This is a genomic window from Pseudomonas sp. TH15, assembly GCF_016651105.1.
Taxonomy (GTDB): Bacteria; Pseudomonadota; Gammaproteobacteria; order Pseudomonadales; family Pseudomonadaceae; genus Aquipseudomonas.
Genome location: NZ_JAEKEL010000001.1, coordinates 2107173 through 2126031, shown reverse-complemented (window position 1 = coordinate 2126031; position 18859 = coordinate 2107173). Strand labels below are relative to the sequence as shown.

General features: G+C 59.6%; 17 protein-coding genes. 5 read left to right on the top strand and 12 right to left on the bottom strand.

Annotated features, from left to right (window positions below):
• Positions 1 to 5 precede the first annotated feature (5 nt).
• Positions 6 to 1310 (bottom strand): fumarylacetoacetase, encoded by a 1305-nt coding sequence (gene fahA, locus JFT87_RS09500; protein WP_201200676.1) that lies wholly within the window; start codon positions 1308 to 1310, stop codon positions 6 to 8.
• Between the two features lie 3 nt (positions 1311 to 1313).
• On the bottom strand, positions 1314 to 2618 hold the full coding sequence (gene hmgA, locus JFT87_RS09495) for a homogentisate 1,2-dioxygenase (RefSeq protein WP_201200674.1): 1305 nt from the start codon (positions 2616 to 2618) through the stop codon (positions 1314 to 1316).
• Between the two features lie 165 nt (positions 2619 to 2783).
• On the opposite strand from hmgA, the gene JFT87_RS09490 reads away from it, so the two are divergent.
• Positions 2784 to 3572 (top strand): IclR family transcriptional regulator, encoded by a 789-nt coding sequence (locus JFT87_RS09490; protein ID WP_201200673.1) that lies wholly within the window; start codon positions 2784 to 2786, stop codon positions 3570 to 3572.
• A 13-nt stretch (positions 3573 to 3585) separates the two neighbouring features.
• Here JFT87_RS09490 and JFT87_RS09485 read toward each other — a convergent pair whose 3' ends face one another.
• The 8 genes from JFT87_RS09485 to JFT87_RS09450 all read right to left on the bottom strand — a co-directional run bounded on the left by JFT87_RS09485 (position 3586) and on the right by JFT87_RS09450 (position 14310).
• Positions 3586 to 6147 (bottom strand): LuxR C-terminal-related transcriptional regulator, encoded by a 2562-nt coding sequence (locus JFT87_RS09485; protein ID WP_201205138.1) that lies wholly within the window; start codon positions 6145 to 6147, stop codon positions 3586 to 3588.
• 139 nt (positions 6148 to 6286) lie between these two features.
• Positions 6287 to 7654 carry a DUF1329 domain-containing protein gene (locus JFT87_RS09480; protein ID WP_201200671.1) on the bottom strand — a complete coding sequence of 456 codons (1368 nt, stop codon included), beginning with the start codon at positions 7652 to 7654 and terminating at the stop codon, positions 6287 to 6289.
• 23 nt (positions 7655 to 7677) lie between these two features.
• Positions 7678 to 9471: a DUF1302 domain-containing protein gene (locus JFT87_RS09475; protein WP_201200669.1), complete on the bottom strand. Its 1794-nt coding sequence runs from the start codon at positions 9469 to 9471 to the stop codon at positions 7678 to 7680.
• Positions 9472 to 10316: 845 nt separating this feature from the next.
• Positions 10317 to 11228: an SDR family oxidoreductase gene (locus JFT87_RS09470; RefSeq protein ID WP_201200667.1), complete on the bottom strand. Its 912-nt coding sequence runs from the start codon at positions 11226 to 11228 to the stop codon at positions 10317 to 10319.
• A gap of 186 nt (positions 11229 to 11414) precedes the next feature.
• Complete coding sequence (locus JFT87_RS09465) at positions 11415 to 12317, bottom strand: alpha/beta fold hydrolase (RefSeq protein ID WP_201200666.1); 903 nt, start codon at positions 12315 to 12317, stop codon at positions 11415 to 11417.
• Positions 12317 to 13093, bottom strand: a complete 777-nt coding sequence (locus JFT87_RS09460) for a class II aldolase/adducin family protein (RefSeq protein ID WP_201205137.1) — start codon at positions 13091 to 13093, stop codon at positions 12317 to 12319. Before JFT87_RS09460 ends, JFT87_RS09465 begins: the two co-directional genes overlap by 1 nt.
• Positions 13094 to 13232: 139 nt before the next feature.
• Entirely contained in the window at positions 13233 to 13919 is a 687-nt protein-coding gene (locus JFT87_RS09455) for an LrgB family protein (protein ID WP_201200663.1), read from the bottom strand.
• Complete coding sequence (locus JFT87_RS09450) at positions 13909 to 14310, bottom strand: CidA/LrgA family protein (protein WP_416195308.1); 402 nt, start codon at positions 14308 to 14310, stop codon at positions 13909 to 13911. The genes JFT87_RS09455 and JFT87_RS09450 overlap by 11 nt, the downstream gene beginning before the upstream one ends.
• Before the next feature lie 96 nt (positions 14311 to 14406).
• On the opposite strand from JFT87_RS09450, the gene JFT87_RS09445 reads away from it, so the two are divergent.
• Positions 14407 to 15303, top strand: a complete 897-nt coding sequence (locus tag JFT87_RS09445; protein WP_201200662.1) for a LysR family transcriptional regulator — start codon at positions 14407 to 14409, stop codon at positions 15301 to 15303.
• Here the strand turns inward: JFT87_RS09445 and JFT87_RS09440 are convergent.
• Positions 15284 to 15739 (bottom strand): flavodoxin, encoded by a 456-nt coding sequence (locus JFT87_RS09440; protein WP_201200661.1) that lies wholly within the window; start codon positions 15737 to 15739, stop codon positions 15284 to 15286. The two genes, JFT87_RS09445 and JFT87_RS09440, sit on opposite strands and share 20 nt — an antisense overlap.
• Before the next feature lie 152 nt (positions 15740 to 15891).
• Here JFT87_RS09440 and JFT87_RS09435 point away from each other — a divergent pair, with 152 nt between their 5' ends.
• Positions 15892 to 16368 carry a PAS domain-containing protein gene (locus JFT87_RS09435; protein WP_201200659.1) on the top strand — a complete coding sequence of 159 codons (477 nt, stop codon included), beginning with the start codon at positions 15892 to 15894 and terminating at the stop codon, positions 16366 to 16368.
• 54 nt (positions 16369 to 16422) lie between these two features.
• Positions 16423 to 17028, top strand: coding sequence for a hypothetical protein (locus JFT87_RS09430; protein ID WP_054616118.1), 606 nt, complete (start codon positions 16423 to 16425; stop codon positions 17026 to 17028).
• Positions 17029 to 17031: 3 nt separating this feature from the next.
• Here the strand turns inward: JFT87_RS09430 and JFT87_RS09425 are convergent, their stop codons facing one another.
• A complete protein-coding gene (locus JFT87_RS09425) occupies positions 17032 to 17991 on the bottom strand; it encodes a MerR family transcriptional regulator (protein WP_201200657.1) in 960 nt (319 codons plus the stop codon).
• A 234-nt stretch (positions 17992 to 18225) separates the two neighbouring features.
• On the opposite strand from JFT87_RS09425, the gene JFT87_RS09420 reads away from it, so the two are divergent.
• Positions 18226 to 18795 (top strand): antibiotic biosynthesis monooxygenase, encoded by a 570-nt coding sequence (locus JFT87_RS09420; protein ID WP_201200655.1) that lies wholly within the window; start codon positions 18226 to 18228, stop codon positions 18793 to 18795.
• Positions 18796 to 18859 lie beyond the last annotated feature (64 nt).

Here is an 18859-nt window from a genome sequence, read left to right as displayed (position 1 = left end):
TCCTCTTAACGTGCTGACACGACTTTGCCACGGCATTCGCCGAAACCAATGGAGGCAAACCCGTCACGGCTGCAACGGGCGCGCAGGATGATTTCGTCGCCATCCTCAAGGAATTTGCGCACCTCGCCCGACGCCAGTTCGATCGGCTTTTTACCGCCCTCAGTGATTTCCAGCAAGCTGCCGAACTGACCGTTTTCCGGGCCCGACAACGTGCCCGAACCGAACAGATCGCCCGCCTGCAATTGGCAACCGTTGACGCTGTGGTGCGCGACCATTTGCGCCACGGTCCAATACATGTGTTTTGTGTTGCTCAGGGTCAGGCGATGGGCCGGCAGGTTTTGCTCGCGCATGGTTTCAGTGAGCAGCAGTACTTCCAACTCGATGTCGAAAGCACCGCCCGCCTGATCGCGCTTGTCGAACAGGTATGGCAGCGGTTGCGGATCACCTTCAGGGCGTACAGGTTGCGCGCGACGGAATGGCTGCAGCGCTTCGGCGGTGACGACCCAAGGCGAGATGCTGGTGATAAAACTCTTCGACAGGAACGGCCCCAGTGGCTGGTATTCCCAGGCCTGGATGTCCCGCGCGGACCAGTCGTTGAGCAGGCAGAAACCGGCGATGTGATCGGCGGCGTCGCCAATGGCGATGGAGTCGCCCATGTCGTTGCCCTGGCCGATCCAGATACCCAGTTCCAGTTCATAGTCCAGGCGTGCACACGGACCAAACGTCGGTTCGGTCTGACCGGCCGGCAGGGTCTGGCCCTTCGGACGGCGCACGTCAGTGCCGGACGGACGGATGGTCGAGGCGCGGCCGTGATAACCGATGGGCACGTACTTGTAGTTCGGCAGCAGCGGGTTGTCGGGACGGAACAGTTTGCCGACGTTTTGCGCATGCTCGATGCCGACGTAGAAGTCGGTGTAGTCGTTGATTTTCGCCGGCAAGTGCATCACGCAATTCGCCGCCAGTGGCAGCAGTTTGGCGCCTTGGGCTTCGATTTTGCCATGCAGGGTGCTGCCTTCGGCGAACAGCTCCAGCAGACGTTCGCGCAGGGCAACGCGGGCTTCGCGGCCCAGTTCGAAGAAGGCATTGAGCTGACCGCCACGGGTCGCTTCAACCGCCGCACGCGCCACGCCGTCAAACAGGCCGGCGTCGAGGGCCGCTTCCAGATCGAAAATATGTTCTCCGATGGCCACGCCACTACGTGGTGCAGAGCCATTCACGCTGAACACACCCAGAGGCAGGTTTTGCAATGGGAAATCCGTGTGGCCGTTGGCGGAGGCAACCCAGCTACGAGTGATGGAAGTCTGAGTCATGGGTTATCTCCGGGTCGGGTCGAAAGTGACGGGCAGCGTGGCCCAGCAGGCATCGTAGTTGGTTTGCAGTTGCGGACAATCGAGGGCGAACTGGCGCGGGCGCAACACTTGGCTGGTCTCGAACATGAAGGCCATGGTGTTGTCGATTTTCGCCGGGGCCAGTTCGGCATTGATCGCCTTGGTGCAGCTCTCGCCATCTGGGCCGTGGGCGCTCATGCAGCTGTGCAAGGACGCGCCGCCGGGCACGAAACCCTCGGCCTTGGCGTCGTATTCGCCCTTGATCAGGCCCATGAATTCGTTCATCAGGTTGCGGTGGAACCACGGCGGACGGAAGGTGTTCTCGGCCACCATCCAGCGCGGCGGGAAGATCACGAAGTCCAGATTCGCCAAACCATGCACGCTGGTCGGCGAGGTCAGGACGGTGAAAATCGACGGATCCGGGTGATCAAAACTCACGGTGCCGATGGTATTGAAACGGCGCAGGTCATATTTGTACGGCACGTTGTTGCCGTGCCAGGCCACCACGTTCAACGGCGAATGATCGAGTTCACAGCCCCACAACTGACCAAGGAATTTTTGTACCAAGGTGGTCGGTTGCCTGAGGTCTTCGTAATGCGCCACCGGGGTCAGGAAGTCCCGTGGGTTGGCCAGGCCGTTGCTACCAATCGGCCCGAGGTCCGGCAGGCGTAGCGGCGCACCGTGGTTTTCGGCGATGTAGCCGCGGGCTTGCGGGTCGAGCAGTTCGACGCGAAATTTCAGCCCGCGCGGCAATACGGCAATTTCCAGTGGTTCCAGGTCCAGCACACCGAGCTCTGTGGCGATGCGCAGACGGCCCAACTCCGGCACCAACAGCAGTTCGCCGTCAGCGTTGAAGAACACACGCTCCATGGAGCGGTTGGCGCGGTAGCTGTAGATGCTGATCCCGGACGGTTTTTCCGCGCTGGAGTTGGCGGCCATGCTCACCAGCCCGTCGATGAAGTCGGTCGGTTCGCTCGGAATGTCCAGCGGGTTCCAGCGCAGGCGGTTAGGGGTCACGTCACCCAAGGGGCCGCCGGCCAGTTGCCGCTCCAGTTTGACGAATGCCGGGTGGTTGGCCGACGGCGTGATGCGGTACATCCAGGTACGCCGTGATTCGCTGCGGACCATGGTGAACGCGGTGCCGGAGAACAGCTCGGTGTAGAGGCCGTACGGGACTTTTTGCGGGGAGTTCTGGCCGACGGACAGTGCGCCGGGCAACGCTTCGCTGCTGAATTCGTTGCCGAAGCCTGACTGGTAAGCCAGCGCTGGCGCCGTTGAATCGAGGTTCATGGAGCCTCCTGAACAGGGAGTAGGCAATGGCCTGTCGCTCTGTTGCAGAGGTCTTGGCACGCCCGGGTTATTTTTATCGTAATCCAATTACGCTTAACGTAATTTGATTGGTATTGACCGTCAAGCTATAAAGACGCCCATTCGTCCCGGGATCACACCGCCTCCATGGAAAAGCCGCGCAACAACGATAAACAAAAGGTCCGCTCGGCCGAGGTCGGCACCGACATCCTCAAGGCCTTGGCCGAACTGTCACCCTCGACCTCGTTGTCGCGCCTGGCCGAACACGTGCAGATGCCGGCGAGCAAGGTTCACCGCTATTTGCAGGCGCTGATCGCCAGCGGCTTTGCCGAACAGAACACCACCACCAACCACTACGGCCTCGGCCGTGAAGCCCTGCGCGTGGGCCTCGCTGCACTCAACAGCATGGACGTGCTGAAAGTCGCCGCCCTGCCCCTGGCCGAGTTGCGCGATGACTTGAACGAAACCTGCTTTCTGGCGGTGTGGGGCAATCAGGGCGCGACCGTGGTGCACATCGAACCGGCGGTGCGCGCAGTGACGGTGGTGACGCAACTGGGGTCGGTGCTACCACTGCTGAGTTCTTCGACAGGGCTGGTGTTCAGTGCCTTTTTGCCGAATCGGGAAACCGTGGAATTGCGCGAGCGGGAAATCCAGGCCAGCGCGGCGCATGCTTTGGCTGACGATCAGGTCTATGCGACCTTGTGCGAGCAGATCCGCGAACGAGGCTTGCACCATGTTCATGGCTTGCTGATGCCCGGCGTGGACGCGTTGTCCGCCCCGGTCTTTAATGCAGTCGGCAACGTGGCAGCGGTATTGACCATCGTTGGTCCGACTTCGCTGTTCCACGCAGATGAAGATGGCCCGGCGGCGCAGCGGTTGCTGGCGGCGACCCGGGCCGTGAGCTGGCGGATGGGTTTTGAAAGTTCCCGCCCTTGAAAACACGACAGCACTAACTTAGCAGCCCTGATAGTTTTGCCTTCGCGACAGCCTGGGTTCGGCGCTCTACGCCCAGTTTCACGTGAATGCGCCGGGCGTGAGTCTTTACTGTATGCAACGAGATAAACATTTCATCGGCAATCTGTTGATTTGAATAGCCGAGTGCAATCCGTCTTAAAACTTCCAGTTCACGCTGACTCAACACAGGCAGGCTCGCCGAATCGGCAAATGACTCTTGGCCATTTGAGCCTACTGACGACGCCTGCAACATCGCGCCCCTGCGCAAGCTCAGCTCTCGCAATGCCTGTTGGCACTGAAAGCTCGCGACCAGCCCTAAGCCTTTTTGCAAGGCGTTATCGGCCTCATCCTTGCGACCTTCAAGCCACAGCAGCTCGGCTATTGCCAATTGCAATTCCGTCTGCAAAGCGTTCATTGCGCGGGCTTCTGCCAGGCTGACCATCTGCTGCAACTGCGCCAGAGCGGTGTTGATCATTTGCGGATCTTTTGCGTTAGCGAGTATTAACAGATATTCAATTCGTGAGATCAACAATACGGTCGCAGGAGGCGCTTGCAGGCCTTGCGGCCCTCGATAATGGCGCACCACCCGGCCAAGCGTTTCACCGGCAAGCTCTCGACGGTCTTGCTGCAACCAGAAGTGGCTGCTTATCTGCAACAGGACGCCACGGTAAACAGTGTCCGGAATCTGCCGCTGCTGCATCAAGCGCTCTGCCGCTCGGAGCCGATTGAATGCCAGTTCAAAGTCACGCCGATTGGCCGCCAACTGCGCCTGCCCAAGGTAGCCATACAACACACGTTTATCATGGCTGCGCAGACAATCATTCAAGCCGCTTTGAAACAGTTGCGACGCACGTTCATCCTGCCCTTGATTCAACGCCAAACGCCCACGCAGCAGGGCGATTCGTCCATGCAAAGGCGTAAGCCGGCAAGGTTGCTCGCGCAGCAACGCACCCATATTGCTCAACAATGCCTCGGCACGACCAGACGCGCCTCGCTGTTCGAGCAACTGCGCATGGTCGAGTTCAAGCAGGCCTTCGAACACCAGCGAATCCTGTGCGCGCGCCTGGCACAGCGCTTGCCGATTGAGCGCTTGCGCAACGTCCAGCTCGCCTCTGAGCAACGCCTGTTGCGTCAGCCCCGACAGGCACAACAGTCGAGTCGGCCACGCCTCGGGAGCGAGCTCAGCCAATGCCTGCTGAAAATGTTCACGCGCAGGTTGCATCCGCCCCTGCAAATGCAACAGCCAGCCCTGTTGCGCCTGCCAGCGCGCAATCAGTTGCCGCTCAAGTGACGCCGACGGTTGTGGCATGAAACGCGCCAGATGCGCGATGCACTGCGCCGCCTGTGCAAACCGCCCGGCAAACAACAGTGCTGCGGTAAACAACCCGACCAGTTGCGGCGAGCTGAGGGTCAACTCTTCCCCTTGATGCTCATGCAAGTGCAGCAACAGAACCACGGTCTGGTCTTCGAAGAGCTGCTCGAAGCTGAAGTGTTGCAACAGACTGACCGCCACTTCGAATTCCTCGGCAAGCAGGGCCTGTTCAAACGCCGAGCGCCAATCTTTGCCGACCGTAAAGAATTGACAGGCGCGACGATGCCAGGAGCGCCCCGCCGGCCACTGCGCGTCGCGCATGACTTGCGAGAGTGGCGCAAACACCTGCTGCCATTCAGCCGATTCATGCCACGGTTCGATGAAGCAGCCAAGCATTTGCAGCGTGCGCAGGTGCTGCGCGCCCTCCCCGGCACCAAACAAGTGCTCACATAATTCGTCGTTGAAACGCGGCAAATGTGCGAGCACCCGCCAGACCTCGGCCAGCTCCGGCGTCAGACTGCTGAAGAGTTCGTGTTGCAGATAATCCAGCAACTTGTCGACCCGTTGCTGCGGCTGAAGACCTTGCGACCAATCGCACTTTTGCAGAAGCGCCATACGCACACCGGCGCACCAGCCACCCGTGCGCTGGACAATGCGCGCAGCGACACTGGCAGCCTGCTCCGGCGACAAATGCTGCAAGGAGCAGGCGATCTCGTCTTGGGTGAGGGCCAGCGTCGCACTCTCGCATTCATACAATTCATCATCGAGCAGCAGACGCGGCCAGTTGCATTGTGGACGTCGGCGAGTACCGATCCACCAGGTGAGTGCCGGACTGCTGATGGCAAGCAGACGGTCGAGCAGAGCGTCCAGCGCCGCATCCGGCAAGCGGCAGTAATCGTCGATAAACAACCAGGTCGGCTCAGACCAGCGCGCCAGCACCGCGGCCAACTGCGCCTCATCAACACGCTCGACCACCCCCAGCGTCTGCGCCAGACGTTGGCGGAGTTCATCGGGACTGAACGCAGCGCCGGCCAGCGGCAACCACAACACCCCGCACGCCGGCGGCGCCTGAAACAGGCATTCAGTGAGCAAGGCACTTTTGCCGCTGCCGGCAGGCGCACACACCAGACGCACCCGCGCAGAGGATTCAAGCAACGGCTCGCTTAAACGCGCACGCGGCTGATGATGGGAAGAAAGCCTGGGGAGAAATCCGCGGCGATCCAGGCACGGCGTCATGGCGGTCATCGAGTGAGCCTTTTTATCGTTGTGCACTCACCCTAGCCCTCTGCAGGCACCTTGTTGACGAGTATTCAGCACGCTGATTAACGCCCATAAAAAAGGCGACCGGGTGGTCGCCTTGTGTTTCGCCAATGAATCCAGACCGTTACCGCACGCCCTCGGCGCGCAAGGCCGATGGGGTGTAGTCGGCCGCCTTGGCTTCAAAGCCGAACTCGAAGCTGTGCTTCTCTTCGTTCTTCATCCCCAACGCAATGTAGCGACCGGCAATGATGTCGTAGAGCGCTTCGAGGGTGTAGGCCTGTGCCTGATGATCGTAGTAATACTGCGCGTGACCTTCGGCGACGCGCCACAGTTGCCCGCGACCGTCGTAATGGTCGACCAGTGCCACCTGCCAGCTGTCTTCGTCGATGTACATGTGGCGCTTGGCGTAGATGTGCCGCTCGCTCGGTTTGACCGTGCCGATCACTTCCCAGACGCGATGCAGTTCGTAGCGCGTCAGATCCTGATTGATGTGCCCGGCCTTGATGATGTCGTCGTACTTGAGCTTCGGCGAGTCGAGTTTGTAGCTGTTGTAGGGAATGTACATTTCCTTCTTGCCGACCAGTTTCCAGTCGTAGCGATCCGGAGCCCCGGAGAACATGTCGAAGTTGTCCGAGGTGCGCAGGCCATCGGCCGCCGTGCCCGGGCCGTCATAGGCCACTTGCGGTGCCCGACGTACGCGGCGCTGACCGGCGTTGTAGATCCACGCCAGACGTGGTTCCTTCACCTGGTCGAGGGTTTCGTGAACCAGCAGCACGTTACCGGCCAGTCGTGCTGGCGCGGTCACCGACTGCTTGAAGAAGGTCAGCACGTTGGCAGCCTGTTGCGGGTCAAGATCCTTCATCAGTTGCGGCACGGCGATCTCTTCTTCGAAGCGGATCGGCGTGTAGCTGCCGTTGGTCTGCGGTGTGACCTGAGTGATGATCCGTTTGACGTTACCGCCGTGATAACGGGTGATGTGGTTCCACAACACTTCAACGCCATTCTTGGGGATCGGGAACGCGTAGTAGCGATTGCCGGTGAAATTGGCCAGGCCGTTACCATCGTTGATCGTGGTCACGTTGAGGGCGCTGCGCTTGGCCGACTCGTAGATTTCCGCTGGCACGGCGACGGTTCGATGAGTCGGGTAGACCGGAATCTTGTAGGTTTCCGGGTAGCGCTTGAACATCGCCACCTGGCCCTCCGAGAGCTTGTCCTTGTACTTGTCGACGTTGGCCGCGGTGATGGTGAACAGCGGCTTTTCATTGGCGAACGGATCGGCGAGGAAGCCTTTGCTGTCGACCGCCCCGGCGTTTTTCGGGATGCCGCCGGTCCACGCTGGAATCGAGCCATCGGCGTTGCCGGCCTTCTCGGCGCCGAGCGGCGTAAGGCTGGTGCCGAGTTTGTTTGCCTCATCCGGCGACACCGCGGCCATTACGTTGGCCGCCAGCAGACTCAGGGCCAGCACACCGCATTGCAGAATCATTTTGCGCATTGCATTCATCCTTCTCGGGCAGATCAGAAGTTCACGCCGAAGCTCAGAGCGACGAAGTCACGGTCTTCGAGGACGTTGTAGTCGCCACCGAAAAAGTCGGTGTAACTGAGGCTCGCGGTATAGGTGTTGCGGTAATCGGCATCGACGCCAACGCTGATCGCTTTCGCGCCTTCGTTGAACAGGCCGTTGGGCCCGTAACCGGCGACGTCATGCGACCACGACAGGTTGGGTTTGAAGTTGACCCCGCCAATCACGTTGGCGTAATCGAGGATCGCCCGGGCGCGGTAGCCCCAGGACGTCGAGGTGACAAAACCATCGGTGTCGCCCCCAAAACCGTACTGGCCGTATACCGAGTCACGGCCATAACGCAGCTGACTGCGCGGCTCCAGACCGCCGACGTGAACCACCGCGGCTTCACCGACCACGGTCAGTCGCTCGGCGCCCAGGACTTGATCGAAGAAGTGCGTCAGCGTGCTCTGCACTTGCGTCACTTCTTTACGGCGATAGCCTTTGTTGTCCGCACCCGGCGCGGTCGACAGTGGCGACGCTGCGCCGCCGGCAATCGGGTTGAGCAGCGCCAGCGTCAGGTCGTTGGTGTTGACCTGCACCGGAGCATTGGGCCGGTAGCTGATCTCGCCAGTCCACGCGGTGCCGGTGGGCAGCGTGGTGGAGAAACTCGCGCCGTACAGGCGAATGTCTTCCGGGTATTCGAGGTAATACTGGCCGCGCCCGAGCATCACGCTCTGCGCCAGCCCCGCGCCGCTGCCTGGCGCCAGACCGTTGGCAATGCCGACCATCCCCGGCAATGCCGCCAGCGTCGAAAGCCCGGCAGTGGTGGTGCCCACGGTTGGCGTGCGACTGTGGTAGTTCATGAAATAGAGGCCGTATTCGGTGTCGTCGCCGAGCCAGCGCAGCGCCGTGCCCCACTGCCCGGAGTCGCGCGCATCGCGGTCACCACCGCGAGGTACCACGACGCCTTCACGGGTCACTTCAATGCCTTGGCCAAAGGCCTGGGTCAGCGGTACAAACGGCGCAATCGCCGGGCTGCCGACGGTGTAATTGTTGTTGCAACCGTCGGCCGCGACGTCGACGCCGAAGAACGTGCCACAGTTGTCGAGAACGGTCTGGTCCCATTCCAGTTGATAGAAACCTTCCACCGACAGCTTGTCGGTGAGGCTCTGGGAACCGAACAACATGTTCACCGGAATCAGGCCTTCCTTGATCTCCGCGCCGGGCCGGCGAAACGCCGAGACGTCGATCGGATTGATGCTGTTGATCGAGTTGCCGATGAAGGTACTTTCGCCCCAGCTCACCACTTGTTTACCGGCACGCACGGTGCCCGGCAGGTCGGCGATGGAGTAATTGTGATAGACGAATGCGTCGAGAATCTGCGCGCCGGAAGACTTGGCGCCCTCCTTGCGGCCGCTGTCGCTGATCTGCTTGAACTCGCGGTCTTCGTCCTTGAGTTCGAAGTCGTACCAATACTTGCCACGCACGAACACCCCGGTGTCGCCGTACTTCAGCTCAAGGTCGTGAATGCCTTTGAAGATTTTCGAGAAGGTCTCGCCCTTCTTGAAATTCAAGCGCCCGTCATCACCGGTCGAGGATTGCCCGGTACCACCGTTGACCGTGCCGACCAGCGACTTGTCGGCATCGCGCATCCCCCAACTCGCACCGACCGACAGCGAGGAGTCGAACGTGCCTTCGATTTCGCCGATGTTGAACGAAACCGCGTGCGCCTGGGCACAGCAACCCAGAGCCACCGCGGCAGTCAGCGCCTGCGGTGTGAAGATGGCGCGCATTGTTTTTGTTGTCATGCGTCTTCCCCGGTGAGTGACAGAAGGCCTCACCCTACTGCCGCCGACACAGGACGATAAGCGCACCAAGGAGGTATTCGCGTTGTCGCTCGAAAGGATGAATGCCCGCACTGGACGGGGCTTTGCGCGGGCCATGCGTCAGCTGGATGGCGGATCATCAGTGCAGCGCATGGTGCTCAGCGAGCCATCTTGACTGTTACATGCCCCGTAACAGTGCATGTCCGGATTCGCTATTTTTCCTTTGGGCTCAAGGCCTTATTCTTGCCGGGCTTTCACGGGAAACCGGCGCAAAGCACGAAGCGAAGGCCTGTGATCAGCCCACGTCATTCGCGAAGATCTCAGATGGATTGAAGCGTTCTTCGACTCATCACCCCGTGTTCACTGACGTTGATTTATTGCTCCTTGATCAAACGTCTTACTTTGGCCGCTGCGTTTGCAGCGGCCTTTTTTATGCCTCGGGAAAAGTCACTGCTCCGTCCTGCGTGAACTGTACTGTCCAACCAGTTCTTTGGAGACAGCCCACTCAATAAAGACTTTGATGCTTATTTTCAAAAAGCGAAGAGCATCGATAGCTCAGTCAATGCGCGAGGGATTGCTATGCAGGCTTGGGCGGCTTCGTACCGAGCCGTTCACGAAGCGAAATTGCAGCAGCAGATAAGCAGGAGGCAGTTTTTTATAAAAAACTTCTGAAAGGAGGCCAGCAATGAGCACCGTCGAGCTATTGGCCGACGGCAAAGGGCCTGTAGCAATCAAAGGGCCAAACTGGAAAGCTCCAAGATTCATGACAGAAAACAGATATTCCTAAAAAATTGGGCCATCAATCCCAAGATTGATGGCCCTTTTACTTAGAGGGCATATTTTTGCAAATTCCCCATCATTTCCTTCAACGCCTCAATATTATCCTTCGGATGCGCCGCCCCTTCGAAATCACAAATCTGCTGCCAATGCGCCGCCACATCTTCCGGCGAGAACCCCACCCGCGGATCAAACCCGGCGCCCAAACTGCGTTCCCAACGCACCTTGCCCATCCAGCCGCCACCCACTTCAAACAGTCCCGATGTTTCCTGACAATTCTCGCTGGCCAGGTACACCACCAACGGGCTGACCAGTTCCGGTTTGAGTTGTTCGAACACTTGTGGCGGGATCAGGCCTTCGGTCATGCGGGTGCCGCCGGTTGGCGCGATGGCGTTGACCAGGATGTTGTTCTTGCGGCCTTCGATGGCCAGGGTGCGGGTCAGGCCGTAGAGGCCGAGTTTGGCCATGCCGTAGTTGGACTGGCCGAAGTTGCCGTAGATGCCTGACGTCGAAGCCGTGAAAATCACTCGACCGTAATTCTGCTCACGCATATGCGGCCAGGCAGCGCGGGTGACTTTGTAGGCGCCTTCGACGTGGACGCGGTAAACCAGGTCCCAGTCGGCGTCGTCCATTTTGTGGAAGGTCTTGTCCCGCAGGATGCCAGCGTTGTTGACCACCACGTCGACGCGGCCAAACACGTCGAGGGCGTTTTGCACCAGTTTGTCGCCGTCGGTGACGGAGTCGTGGTTGGCCTCGGCCGTGCCGCCCGCCTCGCGAATTTCAGCGACCACACGGTCCGCTGCCGATGCGTTGGCACCTTCACCCTGAGTCGAGCCGCCGAGGTCGTTGACCAGCACTTTGGCGCCCTGTTTGGCGAACAGCAGCGCATGCGCCCGACCGAGGCCGCCACCGGCGCCGGTGATGATCACGACTTTATCTTCGAAGCGCACAGACTCATTCATGGGGAACTCCAGCAGGCCAGGGGACGATAACCTCGAGTGTCAGGCACCGGGCGGCGGGTCACAATCAAGACGAGGGGGCTGAATGGTGTGCGATAAGGCAGGGGGATGATGAGGTGAATGTTGAAAAGATCGCAGCCTTCGGCAGCTCCTACGCGCCTGTGGGCGCCGCCGAAAGCTGCGATCTTTTCAGGAACACGCCCGCTTCAGCGGCGCTGAAACCAGCCGGTCGCGGAACGCCAGATAGTGCTTGAGCACCTGCACCGGTGCCTCGGTCTGGGGGTAGTGGCCGATACCGTTGAGCAGCACCGTGTCGGGGTCGGGGATCAGCTCGCGATAGCGCGCGACCATGTGTGCTCCGGAAATCGGATCGACCTCGCCATCGATCACCCGCAACGGCACGTCGCCGCGCTGCATGGCGCTCACCCAGCGTTCCCGTTGAACCCGTCGCTGCGGAATGTAACCAATGAGTTTATGCATGACCCGCGGCCCGTGATTGCTGTCGATCAGGCTCCAGAAATCATCCATTTCGCTTTCAGTGGGCCGGGTCTGGGGACCGAAAATCTGCCGGAAACTTTTCACCAGGCCATCGCGGGTAAAGGCGCGGCCGATCATCCAGCCCAACGGGCTGAGCAAGAGCTTTTGCATCAGTACCGGGCGATGGGTTTCGGGGAACAGGCCGCCATTGAGGAACACGCAACTGGCGATGTTCACCCGGGCCTCGTGATGCCGGGCCAGCAGTTCCTGGGCCACGCTGTCGCCGTAATCGTGGGCCAATAGGTGCACCGGCTGCTCGATGTTCAGATGCGTCAGCAAGGCCTGTTGCAAATCGGCTTGCTCCAGCAGGCTGTAGTCGTGATTCACCGGTTTGGCCGAATCGCCGAAGCCGAGCATGTCGCAGGCAATCACCCGATAGCGCTGTGCAAGCGGCTGCCACAGGTAATGCCAGTCCCAACTGGCGGTCGGGAAGCCATGGATCAGCAACAGCGGCTCACCCTGCCCGGCCGTCCAGTAGCGGATGGCCTGGCCACGGAAGACAAACGTCTGGCCGCGTTTGCGCCAGACACACAGGGGAATCTCGGCGAGTGGCATTAGAGTTTATAACCCGGGGCTTGTTGATCGAGTTTGCGCAGCAGCGCTGGCCAGGCCAGTGCGCCGCCCATCCCTTGAGCACTTTTGGTGACGCCAGCGATCATCGCCTTGGCGCCTGCCAGAATCTGCGGTTCGATGGCGATCAACTCGGCGCCACCGTTTTGCGCCAGCACCTGGATATCGCAGGCACGCTGGAAGGTGAACATCATCAAGAAGGTGTCAGCGATGGTGCCGCCACAGGTCAGCAGACCGTGGTTGTGCAGCATCAGGAAATTGTTTTTGCCGAGGTCGGCTTGCAGCCGCGCCTTCTCTTCGTGGTTCAGCGCAACACCTTCGTAGGCGTGATAAGCCAGGCTGGACAGGACGAACAACGATTGCTGGCTGATCGGCAGGACGCCTTGTTTCTGCGCCGATACCGCAACACCCGCAGCGGTGTGGGTATGCAGCACGCAGACGACGTCGTGACGCACTTCATGCACGGCGCTGTGGATGGTGTAGCCCGCCGGGTTGATCTCGTAAGGGCTGTCCATCAGCTTGTTGCCGGCCTGATCGACCTTGACCAGGCTTGACGCGGTGATTTCGTGAAACATCAAACCGAACGGGTTGATCAGGAAGTCTTCGGTACCCGGCACCTTCGCCGAGATGTGCGTAAAGATCAGATCATCCCAGCCATGCAGGGCTACCAGGCGATAACAGGCGGCCAGATCGACGCGGGTCTGCCACTCGGCGGCACTGACCTGGTCTTTGACACTGTGGGGCGATTGAACGTGGGTCACACTCACGGCAAGGACCTCTCTTTTTTTATTGTTTTACTGACGTGTCAGCAGTCTAGTCAGCCCCCGGACTTCGTGTAGTTGCATTAGCAGCCAGCTTGATGGCCTAGCGAGTCAGTGCGGCACCGGGCTTGGATCCATGTCAAAGCACCGACGCCAACAAGGGTGCTGCGAACAGATTCAGCAACCCAGTCAGAACCATGACCAGCCCCGCCACCGAGCCTTCTTCACCGCCCACTTCATGGGCCCGGCTGACCCCGGCACCGTGAGCACCGACACCAAACAATGCGCCTCGCGCCAAGGCACTGCGCAACGGTAACCACTTGAGCAGGATGCCGCCGAGCATCGCCCCGAACACACCAGTGAACATCACAAACACCGCCGTCAATTCCGGTACGCCCCCGAGGTCGTGGGCCAACGGCATGGCAAAGGGGGTGGTAATCGAACGGGGCACCAGCGACATCGTCACTGAGCTGTCCAGCGCCAACGCCTTGGCCAGACCGAATGAACTGCCGATGGACGCCGCGCTGCCCGCCAGCATCCCCAGCAGCAACGCCGACCAATGCCGCGCCAGCATCTGCCGCTGCTGCCAGATCGGCACCGCGAAGGCCACGGTGACCGGCCCCAGCACCGCCATCAGCCAATGGGTGTTACTTGAATATTCAGCGTAGGCCGTATGCAGCGGCACGGCGAGCGCCAGCAGCAAGGCCGGGACCAGAATCAGCGGCGACAGCAAGTATCGACCGGTGCGCCGATAGATCCAGCGACTGAACAAATAGGCCAGCAAGGTGAACGCCAGCCAGAACATCGGCATCAGTTCAAGCTTCATGGGACCTCCTCAACCGCACGACCAATTCCACAGTAAACGCCGTCACCAGCATCACCATCAACGTGCTGACGCCGATCACCAACAGAATCCGCCAGCCGTCGTCGCGCAGCAGGCCGCCGTAATCGAGCAGACTCATCAGCGCAGGAATAAAGAACAGCAGCATCTCGGCCATCAACAACCCGGCCCCCATCTGCAACGCGGCAGGTTTCACCCAACCGAACGCGAACGCCAGCAACAACAACGCCATGCCGATCACCCCGCCCGGAATCGGCCAGGCAAACCACGCGGCCAACTGGCAGCCGAGCAGGTAGATCGCCAGCAGCACGGCTAATTCAGCGACCAGTCGGGAAAGCTTTCTCAGCGTTGGAGAGTTCAGGATTGATGCGTTCATGGTTTCGGTCCTCACAGGCGCTCATTTTACGGAGCGGGCTGCTATCCCCGAAGCGAATTGTTAGACTCAAAGCCATTCCAATATGGAATCAGGCCCATGGAATTCAAACAGCTACGCAGCTTCATCGAAGTGATGCATCAAGGCGGATTCACCCAAGCCGCCAAGACCTTGCACATCAGTCAATCGGCGGTGAGCAAGCAGGTCGCACAACTTGAGCAAAGCCTGGGTACCCCGCTGCTCGAACGCCTGGGCTCGCAGTTGCGACTGACCGCCGCCGGCAGCGTGGTGTTACAACGGGCCGAAGGCATGCTGCGGTTGCGCAATGAATTGCTCAGCGAGCTGGACGATTTGAGCCAACTGGCCCGTGGGGAGTTGCGTCTGGGTTTGCCACTGCTGGGCAGTGACGCGTTGTTCGCAGGACTGTTCGCCGAGTACCGGCGGCGCTACCCGAACATCAGCATTCAATTGCTCGAAGGCGGCAGCCTGAACATAGAGCAAGCCGTATTAAGTGGAGAACTGGAACTGGGTGGCAGCCTGCTGACGAAGGATCCTCAATTCGCTTTTCAGCCGTTCTGCGACGAACCGCTGGACGCCCTGTTGCCGGCCGATCATCCATTGGCGACGAAGACAGTGATTGGTCTGGAGGAATTGGCCGACACGCCGTTCCTGCTGTACCAGCGCAGTTTTGTGCTCAACGACCGATTGCTTCAGGCCTGCCAACAGCTGGGATTTACGCCCAAGGAAGGTGGACGCAGCGGTCAGGCGGATTTTCTCGCGGCGCTGGTGGCCGCCGGGCAAGGCGTAGTGCTGTTGCCCCGCGTGGTGGCGCGCGGGCTGGTGCGGCCAGGCGTGGTGCGCCTGACCTTGAACGCGCCGGCGTATCTGCGTTGGGACATTGCCTTTATCTGGCGCCAGGGCGCGTACCTGTCAAAAGCCGCCCAAGCCTGGCTCGCACTATTGCGCGAGCATCCGGTCAGCCCCGCAGAGCACTGACCAGCTCGGCCAGCCAAGGCTCGGCGTCGCTTTCCGGGGTAACACTTTCGCTGGCATCCAGGCGCAACATCGGCAGGACCTCGCGCAGACCCAGTTCGCCGAACAATTCGCGCATCTGCTCACCACCACCGCAGAAGGTGTCGCCATAGCTCGCATCGCCCAGGCCAATCACGGCCCCCGGCAAACCACGCCAGGCGGCAGGCAACTGGTCGCGAATCATCGAGTACAACGGTTGCAGGTTGTCCGGCAATTCGCCCATGCCCGTGGTCGAGGTCACGGCCAGAAAGGCTTCAGGGCCGAACGCCTGAACATCGGCAAGGCTGGCGCGCGGGTTGTGCCAGGTCTCGAAACCGGCGGCTTTCAAAATATTCGCAGCGTGCCGGGCGACTTCTTCAGCCGTGCCGTACACCGAGCCGGAAAGGATGGCGACTTTCATCAATCTGATCCTGAAGCGGGAAAAAGACTGGCGATATTAACAGCACCGGCAAAAAACCTGCGATTGCCTCTCAATAAGTGCTGATGGCCAGTAGACAGCCCTTATTGTTCTTCTAGAATGCAGCGCTTAATCAACTCAGAAAGGATTCTCTGATGATCAACGCTCAACTGCTGCAAATGGTGATCAATGCTTCCAATGACGGCATCGTGATTGCCGAAAAGGAAGGCGAGCTGGATAACATCCTGATTTACGTCAACCCGGCGTTCGAACGCCTGACCGGTTACACCAGCGAAGAAATCCTCTATCAGGACTGCCGCTTCCTGCAAGCCGGGGATCGGGATCAAGAAGCGCTGGGGTTGATTCGTAAGGCCCTGGACAGCGGCGGCTCGTGTCGGGAGGTGCTGCGTAACTACCGCAAGGACGGCAAGCCGTTCTGGAACGAACTGTCCCTTTCGACGGTTAGAAACGAAAGCGACGGACAAACGTATTTTGTCGGTGTACAAAAAGACGTGACCGCTCAGGTCAAGGCACAGCAGCGGGTTACGCAACTAGAGGCGCAAGTGGCTGAATTGCAGACTGAACTGGCTGCACTCAAAGCGACGAACGGCGCAAACAAACCAGCGAACTAAGTGTCATTAACTACAATCACCAATGACTTTGTAACTATTTCTTTCGAGCAAGCCATGCAACGCGACGCACTCCTGACCCAGGATGAGCTGGATTTTATCCAGACCATGCAGCACAACCCGCAACTCAATGTGCGGGATGCAACGTCGAGCCTGCTCGTCAACGGTGGATCGCAGATCCGTGACCTGCTCACTCGCCTGGCAGCCCATGAGCAAGTCACCATCCAGGCCAACTTTGAAAATCAGCAAATGACCTTCCCGCTGCACCTGGTCGAGGACGAGTTTCACGCGTTGCATTTGCGCCTGGGCGTGCCGAGCATTTTTGAAGATGGGCCAATGGTGCGACCGTGGCGCCTGACACTTGAGGAACCGGTTGCGCTGGAGAATGCCAAGGGGCAGCCCGGCACGATGTGGGTCCACGAAGTGTCGTTCAAAGGGGTTTTGCTGGAAGTTCGCAACAAAACCAAGCCACCGAAGCATTTCGCGTTGTGGTTCAGCCCGTCAGGCTATGAGCGAATCGCGTTGCGCGGCACATTCGAACGGGAAACCGAGCAAGGCTTCTTCGCTTATCAGCTCAGCCAGAGCGACAAGGACGAAACCGAACGTCTGCGTCAGTTCATTCTTCAGCAACATCGTCTGACCCATCCTGCCCTGCACGTCTGAATTTCAAGTATCCAGGTTGCCCGCCAGGAACTGCTTCAGGCGCTGACGCATCAACAAACCCTCGTTACCCAGACAACCAATCGATGATCCGGCCAGGCTTTCCTGCGCCAGGTCAGACGCATCACCGGCAAGCATCAGCTGACAATCCAGGCTCATGGCCAAGCGGTTCAGGCGCCTCGGCAGCTCCGGTGAAGGCGCGTGATTGGAAAACAGCACAAGCGCCTCGGGTTTGATTCTTTCGCAGACCAGCGTCAGTTCATCGAATGGCTGGCCGATCGTGAGCACACTCACGCCTGAATCGGCCCCACTCAGAAACAGCGCTGCCACCAGCAGTTCAAATTCACGGCACTGACCGGGCAGGGCGCTGATAACGACCCGGCGCGGCGATGTATCACGTATCAGCAACAAGCGCTGCGACACCCGTGATCGCAAGAATGCATCGAAGAATAACCACTCGCTGGTCTGGCCGAACATATCCTGTCGCTGCAACAGCAGCTTCCAGAGCGGCATCAGAATGTCCTGGAACACCACAGGCAGTGAGTAGCTGGAAAAAATCTGCCCATAGACCCGTTCCAGCTGGAGATCGTCAAAGGCACTGACAGCGGTCTGAACCTGCTGCTGCCATTGAGCATAATCCGCCAGCACCAGTTCATTGGGAATGATGTGCGAGAGCGCTTTGAACGGTTCGGTCTTTGCCAGGATCTTGCCGACCTTGCTCACCGCCACACCGCGCTCGATCCAGCCGAGAATGCTGCGAACCGTCTCGATATCGACCATTGAATACAGTCGATGCCCACTTTCGGTGCGCGTGGGTTGAATCAGACCGTAACGACGTTCCCATGCCCGCAAAGTGACCGGGTTGATACCGGTCAGGCGTGACACTTCTCGAATCGGAAAAAGTTCTTCCCGCTCGAGGGAGGCAGCTGGCAACAAGCCGTGGACAACGTCAGTCAGGACAGGCATTTGGGGGGTGATCGTCCACGGGCAAGTTGGATCCCATTCTAGCGCCTATCTCCCGCAATCATTCAAGACATTGATGGATAACACACAAGATATTGATGGACGACGAATGCCACTGGCGTAATTTTCATATTCGGGAATAATCCTTGCTTGTTCAAAGACGCAGCCCACCACCCCGGCGTTGCGTCTGGCGAAACTCCTACCCGGAGCGACGCGATTGCCTTACGGAGATACACAATGTCTACCTCACCCGTCACGCTGATGGTGGCGCGCCGCGTTGCCGATGGACGTTATCAGGACCTGATCGCCTGGTTGCGTGAAGGCGAACAGCTGGCCACCGACTTCCCCGGCTATCTCGGGTCTGGCGTGCTCGCTCCGCCGCCCGATGATAACGAATTCCAGATTATCTTCCGCTTCGCCGACGAGCAGACCCTGCACGCCTGGGAGCACTCCGCTTCGCGTACCGCCTGGCTGGGACGCGGCAGCGACTTGTTCGCCCACCCGACAGAACATCGGGTCAGTGGCATCGAAGGCTGGTTCGGCGCGGTTGGTCAACGCCCGCCACGCTGGAAACAGGCTGTGGCGATCTGGCTGGCATTCTTCCCGGTCTCGCTGTTGTTCAATTTTGTGCTGGGGCCGTTGCTCGGCGAAATGAGCCTGTTGCCTCGGGTGTTCATCAGCACCCTGTGCCTGACGCCCTTGATGGTTTATTTCTTTATTCCGTTGTCGACCCATCTGTTGGCGAACTGGCTGCACACCACACCGACGCGGCCGTTGCCCGCCGCCCCCACCACCCAAAACCGCTGATCTCTGTAGGAGCGAGGCTTGCCCGCGAAGGCGGTGAAACAGTCGACATCAATGTTGCCTGACA

Excerpts from the sequence above, each read along its gene's own strand:
- JFT87_RS09435 (WP_201200659.1), top strand. The coding sequence starts at position 15,892 with ATGATCAACGCTCAACTGCTGCAAATGGTGATCAATGCTTCCAATGAC.
- JFT87_RS09480 (WP_201200671.1), bottom strand. The coding sequence starts at position 7,654 with ATGCGCAAAATGATTCTGCAATGCGGTGTGCTGGCCCTGAGTCTGCTG.
- JFT87_RS09465 (WP_201200666.1), bottom strand. The coding sequence starts at position 12,317 with ATGCCACTCGCCGAGATTCCCCTGTGTGTCTGGCGCAAACGCGGCCAG.
- JFT87_RS09450 (WP_416195308.1), bottom strand. The coding sequence starts at position 14,310 with ATGAACGCATCAATCCTGAACTCTCCAACGCTGAGAAAGCTTTCCCGA.
- JFT87_RS09420 (WP_201200655.1), top strand. The coding sequence starts at position 18,226 with ATGTCTACCTCACCCGTCACGCTGATGGTGGCGCGCCGCGTTGCCGAT.
- JFT87_RS09445 (WP_201200662.1), top strand. The coding sequence starts at position 14,407 with ATGGAATTCAAACAGCTACGCAGCTTCATCGAAGTGATGCATCAAGGC.
- JFT87_RS09485 (WP_201205138.1), bottom strand. The coding sequence starts at position 6,147 with ATGACCGCCATGACGCCGTGCCTGGATCGCCGCGGATTTCTCCCCAGG.
- hmgA (WP_201200674.1), bottom strand. The coding sequence starts at position 2,618 with ATGAACCTCGATTCAACGGCGCCAGCGCTGGCTTACCAGTCAGGCTTC.
- JFT87_RS09455 (WP_201200663.1), bottom strand. The coding sequence starts at position 13,919 with ATGAAGCTTGAACTGATGCCGATGTTCTGGCTGGCGTTCACCTTGCTG.
- JFT87_RS09425 (WP_201200657.1), bottom strand. The coding sequence starts at position 17,991 with ATGCCTGTCCTGACTGACGTTGTCCACGGCTTGTTGCCAGCTGCCTCC.
- JFT87_RS09440 (WP_201200661.1), bottom strand. The coding sequence starts at position 15,739 with ATGAAAGTCGCCATCCTTTCCGGCTCGGTGTACGGCACGGCTGAAGAA.
- fahA (WP_201200676.1), bottom strand. The coding sequence starts at position 1,310 with ATGACTCAGACTTCCATCACTCGTAGCTGGGTTGCCTCCGCCAACGGC.
- JFT87_RS09490 (WP_201200673.1), top strand. The coding sequence starts at position 2,784 with ATGGAAAAGCCGCGCAACAACGATAAACAAAAGGTCCGCTCGGCCGAG.
- JFT87_RS09475 (WP_201200669.1), bottom strand. The coding sequence starts at position 9,471 with ATGACAACAAAAACAATGCGCGCCATCTTCACACCGCAGGCGCTGACT.
- JFT87_RS09430 (WP_054616118.1), top strand. The coding sequence starts at position 16,423 with ATGCAACGCGACGCACTCCTGACCCAGGATGAGCTGGATTTTATCCAG.
- JFT87_RS09470 (WP_201200667.1), bottom strand. The coding sequence starts at position 11,228 with ATGAATGAGTCTGTGCGCTTCGAAGATAAAGTCGTGATCATCACCGGC.